This window comes from Arthrobacter sp. zg-Y238 (genome assembly GCF_024385525.1).
Lineage (GTDB): Bacteria > Actinomycetota > Actinomycetes > Actinomycetales > Micrococcaceae > Arthrobacter_B > Arthrobacter_B jinronghuae.
In genome coordinates, this window is record NZ_JANFLU010000002.1 from 1 (window position 1) to 7,286 (window position 7,286).

Consider the following 7,286-nt stretch of genomic DNA (forward strand, 5'->3'; position numbering starts at 1 on the left):
GTTGTGGGTGCGGGCCCGGGCCGAAACCCGGGGCGGGGCGGGTGCCGGTCCCCCGCCCGCTCTTCGGCGTCCGCTGCTGGGCGCCGGGCGCGGGACGGCACTGCTGGCCGCAGGGCTGGGCATGCTGCTCCTCGCCGTCATCACCAGCCTCGCCGTCGGCGCCCACCAGCTGAGCCCGGCGGAAGTCGCGGCGTCGCTGTGGACGGAAATCACCGGCACCGGCAGCACCTACGCGGATGACGTGGTGGCCAGCCGGATGCCGCGGACCGTCCTGGGGATCGTGGCCGGCGCCGCCCTGGCCGTGGCCGGGGTAATCATGCAGGGCCTGACCCGCAATCCGCTCGCGGATCCGGGCATCCTGGGCGTCAACGCGGGAGCCGCAGCCGCGATGGTCACGGGCATGGCGTTCTTCGGCCTCGGCGCCACGAGCGCGAATGTCTGGGTGGCCCTGCCCGGTGCCCTGCTCACCGTGCTGGTGGTGTACGGCCTCGCCTCCGGCCGGCGCGGTTCGACGCCGGTCCGGTTGGTTCTGGCCGGCACCGTGATCTCCGCGGTGCTGCTCTCCTACATCCAAGCCATTGCCCTGACTCGGCCGGATGTGTTCACCATGTACCGGTTCTGGGCAGTGGGGTCCCTGAGCGGCCGGACCATGGAGCAGGCCTATGACGTCCTGCCGTTCTTCCTGGTCGGACTGATTGCCGCCCTCGCCACCGGCCGGACCCTGAACGCCCTGGCCCTGGGCGAGGAAGCCGCGGCATCGCTCGGCCTGCGGCCGCAGACCGCCAAGGTCACCGGCGCACTGGCCGCCGCGCTCCTGTGCGCTTCGGCGACCGCCGCCGTCGGGCCCATCGGCTTTGTCGGCCTGGCGGTGCCGCATATCGTGCGTAGCTTTACCGGCCCGGACCACCGCTGGCTGCTGGTCCTGAGCGCCGTCGTCGGGCCCGCGCTGCTCCTGTTTGCGGACGTCGTCGGCCGCCTTGTGGCGCAGCCCGGGGAAATGCTTACCGGCGTGATCACCGCACTGCTGGGCGCACCGCTGCTGATCCTGGCCGTCCGCCGGATGCGGGCCGTGGCATGAGCGGCGTCCGTACCTCGACCGGGAACCGTACCGTGCCCGGGTCGCGCACCTTCCGCATTGGCAAGCGCCTGAGCTTCCAGTACCGCAGGCGCAGTGTCCTGATCTGTCTGCTCCTGACCATCGCACTGATCCTGGTGGGAGCATTCACGCTGACCGCCGGGGACCTGGGGCTGACCTGGCGCGAGTTGTTCGGACTGGCCGTCTCCCCGCCGCAGGGAAGCGCTTCCTTTGTGCTCGAACGGCTGCGCGGGCCGCGGTTCCTGACCGCCGTGGGCGCCGGTATAGCGTTCGGCGTGGCCGGATCCCTGTTCCAGACCGTCACCCGCAACCCGCTGGGAAGCCCGGAGGTGGTTGGGCTGACCAGCGGTGCGGCTGCCGGAGCTGCCGCAACCACGCTTTGGCCGGGCTACCTGCCCGTGCCCGTCGCCGCGGTCCTGGGCGGTGCCATCGCAGTGGGACTGGTCTGGCTCAGCACCGGCCGCGGGTTCGCGCGGCCCGGGAAGCTGATTGTGGCCGGCATCGGCATTTCCGCTGTGGCAACCGCCCTGACCTCGCTGGCCATGACGACCGTGGGGGAGCAGCAGGCGCAGACGCTGGCCTTCTACCTCAACGGGTCCCTCGCGTCCCGGTCCTGGTCCCACGTGGCCACGATCGCCGCGGCCCTGGTCCTCGTCCTGCCCGCCGCGGCAGCGCTGCAGCGGCAGCTGAACCTGGTGTCCCTCGGCGATGACATGGCCGAGGCGCTCGGCGTCCGGGTGGTCCGTACCCGTACGGTCGCCATCCTCCTGGCGGTGGTACTGGCTGCCGCGGCCGTCAGCGTGTGCGGGCCCGTAGCGTTCGTGGCCCTGGTTGCCCCGCAGATCGCGCTGCGCCTGCTCGGGGTTTCCGCACCCGGTGTGGTTGCACCGGCGCTGGTGGGGGCGCTGGTACTGACGCTGTCCGACTTCACCGTCCAGCAGATCGACGTCGGCGCAGCCCTGCCCGTAGGCATCTTCACCGCGGCTCTGGGCAGCCTCTATCTGGGGTATCTCCTGTTCGGGGAAGCACGGAAGGGCGTGCTCTGAGCACGTGCCCTGGGCCGGTTCGGCCGTGGGCCCGGCGGTAGCGAGACCTCTGACACGGGAGTGCCGGACATAGGTCACCAGCGGCATTGGGATTGGCCACAAAAGGGGGACCGGCGGCGGGCCCGGTTCCTAGAATTAAAACCGGGTCGGATTGCCAGGCGGTGGACCGGGATGGTCCCGCAGATACGTTCCAGTCCGGCTTCAGCGCTCCAGGGAACCCGGTGAAGGCTGCCCGGGACCGGAACGCCACGGACGGCAGAAAAGTCCGGATCACAGAAGAGTCCTTGACCAACGCACACCGAGGTGATTGTTGACCGAGCACTTTTTAGACTCCGAAAATTCAAAGAACACGGGCTCCTCCAATGTCCTGCGCCGCGCACTCGCCGATGTCCGGGACCGGACCCTGCGTCTGGCGGGGAGGCGCCCGACGGGAGCGCATGCTCCCGAACGGATTCCCCAGGACCTCCGGGTCTCCGCGGAAAGCCTGCGCGCCCGCGCCAAGCATCTGCGTACCGGCCTGCGTACCCAGGCCGGAACGCTCCGTACCCGGACTGAAGACCTGAGCAGCCGTGCGGCCAAGGAGGCGGGCGCCCGGGCAAAGGAACTGGGGGCCTACGCCAAGGGGCTGGGCGCACAGACTCGGAAATGGATTCAGGAGAACGATGCCCCCAACCGGCGGACCGGCGCGCTGTCCATCGCCGCTGCCGTCGCTATCGGCGGGCTCGTCACCGGTACGGCTGAATCAGCTGAACCGGACCTGCGGATTGACCGCCAGGTTGTGGTGCAGCCCGCAGTCCAGAGCGGGGACGGCCCGGACAGCGGTCCGGCACCGGACACTGAGGCTGCCGAAGCGGCACCCGCGGCGGAACCGGCTGCGGAACCGGCACCCGAGCCGGAACCGGAACCGGAACCGGAACCGGAACCGGAACCGGTTGCCGAACCGGACCCGGGGCCTGTCCCGCCCGTGGATGACATGGTGGTGACGTCTCCGTTCGGCTACCGGGATAACCCGATGGCCCCGGGCGCCCTGGAATTCCACACCGGAACGGACTTCGGCGCCGTGACCGGAACCCCCGTGAAGTCCATGCTGGGCGGCACCGTCACCGAAGCCGGGTGGCATACCACCGGCGGCGGCGGGCTGCGCGTGGTCGTCGACCACGGCGACGGCCTGCAGACCACCTACAACCACCTCAACAGCATTGACGTGAGTGTGGGACAGGCGGTGGATGCCGGCGCAGTAGTGGGCGGAATCGGCAGCACCGGCAACTCCACCGGCCCGCATCTGCACTTCGAAGTGCTGCGGCACGGGAACTACGAAGACCCGATGGGCTGGCTCTAAACCGGGCCGTTTCAAACGGCCCGGTTAGGGTTACGGCACCGGGTTGGTGAGGACCGCCGGGTCCTTCTTGCCGTGGGGCATCCGGATGCGCAGGGCGTTGGCATCCATCTCGAACAGGATATGGGTGGCGTTGCCCAGATGGTCGCCGTCCATTTCGAAGTCCAGCGGGGACTCGGTCCACACCTCGGCGCGCTTGCACTGGTAGTACTCCACCGCGGTGCTGCTGCCCTTGCCGCGGCGCAGCAGCCCGGTTACCACGCCTACCCAGCCCAGCTTGCCCTTGGGTGCCAGGGTCAGGATGTCCAGCAGTCCGTCGTCGAGCCGGGCGCCGGGGAAGATCTCCAGGCCGCCGGTGATCTTGCCGCAGTTTCCGCCCATGACGCTGCGGAGACGGCGGTGGATCGGCTTGCCGCCGTCAATCGAGATGGTGGTCTTTACGGGCTTGCCGGGAAGGTTCCGGATGCCGGCGTCGACGTACGCCAACCAGCCGATCTTGTCCTTGAGCGTGTCCTTGGTGTCCGCCATCATGCCGGCGTCGTAGCCCAGCCCTGCCATCACCAGGAAGGTATCGCTGTCTACAGCCTCGTCGACGGTGACGTGGACGACGTCGATGCGCCGCTCCGTACCGTTGAGGGCGGCGCGGACCGCCTGCTCCGGGTCGTCGACGCCGATGTCCAGGTTGCGGGCCAGCAGGTTGCCGGTGCCCAGTGGCAGCAGGCCCATGGGGAAGGACGTGCCGGCCAGCTCTGCGGCGACGCAGCGCACGGTACCGTCTCCGCCGGCGGCAATCACCAGGTCCACTCCGGCTTCCATGGCCTTGCGCGCCATGGAGTGGCCCGGGTCCGCTTCCTCGGTGTCGAAGAACAGTGGCTCATCCCAGCCTTCATCGGCGCAGATCTCCGCAACCCGCACCCGGACGTCAAAGTCCGTCTTCTTTATGGGGTTCACAATGACGGCGGCACGGGGACGCGACTGGGTGTCTGGGCTGGTCATGGTGTCCTTATCGTAAGCATGCGAACTATAGTTCCGGCTCTGAGTCTAGCCCGGCACGCGGCCGGGCGGAGGCTGATGCGGCTGCTGGTTCGAACACTGGCTCTTCCAAGAAGCTTGTAATCTGTGGTGGTGACTTTCAAGCAGCGATACGTGGCCCTGGGTGATTCGTTTACGGAAGGCGTGGGGGACGAGGATGAGACCCGACCCAACGGCGTGCGCGGCTGGGCGGACCGCGTGGCCGAGCAGTTGGTGCTGGCCGACAGTTCCTGGGGGTATGCGAACCTCGCCATCCGCGGCAAGAAGCTGCACCAGGTCCTGAACGAGCAGGTGGACGCCGCCATCGCCCTGTCGCCCACCCTGGTGACCATCTACGCCGGCGGCAACGACATCCTGCGTCCCAAGGTGGACATTGACGCCATCGTGGCTGCCTACGATGCCGGGATCGCCAAGCTGTGCTCCAGCGGTGCTGCGGTGCTGGTCTTCACCGGATTCGATTCCGGCAACTCCCCGGTCTTCGGCCGCACCCGCGGACGCACCGCGATCTACAACGAACTGGTCCGCGAGGCGGTGGAGAAGAACGACGCCGTGCTGGTGGACTACTGGCGCATGAAGAACCTCCAGGACGAACGGTACTGGGCCGTCGACCGGCTGCACATGTCTCCGGCCGGGCACATGCTGACCGCAAAAAAGGTGCTCGAAGTACTGCGTGGAACGGACGCCATTGATACTCCGGAGCTGGAGGAGCTGCCCGCCCGCAACCGGGTGGATCAGCTCCGCCGGGATGCGCAGTGGGCGCGCGAATACCTCGGTCCGTGGGTGAGCAGGCGGCTCCGCGGAGTGTCTTCCGGGGACAACCTCAGCCCCCGTTATCCGGAGTTGACGCACCCTCCGCTGCCCGCTTCATAGCCATTTGTGCGGGAAATCACATATGGGGGGATAGGTTCCTTGTTTTATATACCCGGAACGCCTTGGGCGTCCGCGCCAATGCGGGGAAAAACGGTTCCCCGATTCGGTGGATGCGCCGCGTTTTTCCTAAACTAGTAGGCCTGCCCGACACCGTGTGGTGCCGGGTGGTTGCTTTTGTCTCCAGCAGCCGACTTCTAATGAGGGAAGGCCCACATGTCGAAAGATGCACCGCCCCACGCTTCCGGAACCCCGGATTCACCGTCCACACTGGCGGCCCGTAAGACCCGCAGGTCCCCCCTGCGGCGCCGCCGCCTTGAGGTGGACGACGTAAATGTCGTCGACAAATCCATGATGAAGAAGGCTGTCGGCGGCACCGTCGTCGGCAACACCATGGAATGGTTCGACGTCGGCGTGTACGGCTACCTCGCCGTCACCATGGGTGCCGTCTTCCTGTCCGACGCCGACAAGGACGCACAGCTGCTCTTCAGCCTCGGCGTCTTCGCGGCCACCTTCATCGCCCGCCCGTTGGGCGGCATCGTCTTCGGGCGCCTCGGCGACCGCGTCGGCCGGCAGAAGACCCTGGCCATCACGCTGATCATGATGGCCGCTTCCACTTTCGCCATCGGCGTGCTGCCCAGCTACAACACCATCGGCATCTGGGCTCCGATCCTGCTGGTGCTTATGAAGCTCCTGCAGGGCTTCTCGACCGGCGGCGAGTACGCCGGTGCCACCACCTTCGTCTCGGAATACGCCTCCGATAAGCGGCGGGGTTTCCTGGCCAGCATCCTGGACCTGGGCAGTTACATGGGCTTCGCCCTGGGTGCCGCCGTCGTTTCGGTGATGCAGCTGCTGCTCTCCGAGTCCGACATGGTCGCCTGGGGCTGGCGCATTCCCTTCCTCATTGCGGGACCGCTGGGTCTCATCGCCATCTACTTCCGGCTGAAAATCGAAGAATCCCCGGCCTTCCAGGCCACGCTGGACGCCCAGGAGGCCAGTGCCAAGGCCGGTGACGAAACCGATTCCCTCGGCACCGCCGGAATCTTCCGCGCCTACTGGCGTCCGATCGTGTTGGCCATGGTCCTCGTGGCCGCCGTCAACTCGGTGGGCTACGCGCTCACGTCCTACATGCCGTCCTACCTGACCGATTCCAAGGGCTACGACCCGGTCCACGGCACCCTGCTGACCATCCCCGTCCTGGTGCTGATGGCCCTGTGCATTCCGCTCGCGGGCAAGCTGTCAGACCGGATCGGCCGCCGCCCCGTGCTGTGGATCGGTGCGGGATCCACCATCGTGCTGGCGGTTCCTGCCTTTGTGCTGATTGACCAGGGTCCGGTTGCCACTACGCTGATCGGCCTGCTGCTGCTCGCCGTCCCGGTGACCTTCTATGTCGGCAACCTCGCCGCCACGCTGCCCTCCCTGTTCCAGACCTCCAGCCGCTACGGCGCCATGGGCATCTCCTACAATCTTGCCACCGCCATCTTCGGCGGTACTGCTCCGCTGATCATGCAGGGCCTGATCACCCTCACGGACAACGACATGTCGCCGGCGTACTGGCTGATGTTCACCTCCGTGGCCGGTGGCATCGCCGTCGTATTCATGAAGGAATCCGCCAAGCGGCCGATGCCGGGTTCCATGCCGAGCGTGGACACCCACGCCGAGGCACGCGAACTGGTCGCCGGCCAGGATGAGAACCCGCTGCTCGACGTCGACGCGCTGCCGTTCGACACACTGGGGAGCCAGCAGGCGCCCGCGCAGCCCGCTGACAACCGCGCGGAGCCCGGCGTCAGCCGCTAACCGCAGTACCGCTAACCGCATTACCACCAGCCGCAGGAGCCGGGGGGGGGCGCCCCCCCCCCCGCCGCGGCCCCCGCGGGTGACGCGCGGGGGGGGGGGGGGGCCCCCCCCC

General features: G+C 67.9%; 6 protein-coding genes. 5 read left to right on the forward strand and 1 reads right to left on the reverse strand.

Annotated features, from left to right (window positions below; genetic code table 11):
* From NNX38_RS03420 to NNX38_RS03430, 3 genes are all read left to right on the forward strand, one after another.
* The coding region (locus NNX38_RS03420; protein WP_255796764.1) for an iron ABC transporter permease at window positions 1-1,078 on the forward strand (1,078 nt) is incomplete at its 5' end.
* Window positions 1,075-2,142 (forward strand): iron chelate uptake ABC transporter family permease subunit, encoded by a 1,068-nt coding sequence (locus tag NNX38_RS03425; protein WP_255796765.1) that lies wholly within the window; start codon window positions 1,075-1,077, stop codon window positions 2,140-2,142. The genes NNX38_RS03420 and NNX38_RS03425, both read left to right, overlap by 4 nt.
* Window positions 2,143-2,452: 310 nt before the next feature.
* Complete coding sequence (locus NNX38_RS03430) at window positions 2,453-3,481, forward strand: M23 family metallopeptidase (protein WP_255796766.1); 1,029 nt, start codon at window positions 2,453-2,455, stop codon at window positions 3,479-3,481.
* Window positions 3,482-3,511: 30 nt separating this feature from the next.
* On the opposite strand, the gene NNX38_RS03435 is transcribed toward NNX38_RS03430, so the two are convergent.
* On the reverse strand, window positions 3,512-4,474 hold the full coding sequence (locus tag NNX38_RS03435) for a diacylglycerol kinase family protein (protein ID WP_255796767.1): 963 nt from the start codon (window positions 4,472-4,474) through the stop codon (window positions 3,512-3,514).
* A gap of 129 nt (window positions 4,475-4,603) precedes the next feature.
* Here NNX38_RS03435 and NNX38_RS03440 point away from each other — a divergent pair, with 129 nt between their 5' ends.
* Window positions 4,604-5,380: an SGNH/GDSL hydrolase family protein gene (locus tag NNX38_RS03440; protein ID WP_255796768.1), complete on the forward strand. Its 777-nt coding sequence runs from the start codon at window positions 4,604-4,606 to the stop codon at window positions 5,378-5,380.
* Window positions 5,381-5,593: 213 nt separating this feature from the next.
* The gene (locus tag NNX38_RS03445) at window positions 5,594-7,174 is read left to right on the forward strand and encodes an MFS transporter (RefSeq protein ID WP_255796769.1); all 1,581 of its coding nucleotides are present in this window, start codon (window positions 5,594-5,596) and stop codon (window positions 7,172-7,174) included.
* Window positions 7,175-7,286: the final 112 nt, after the last annotated feature.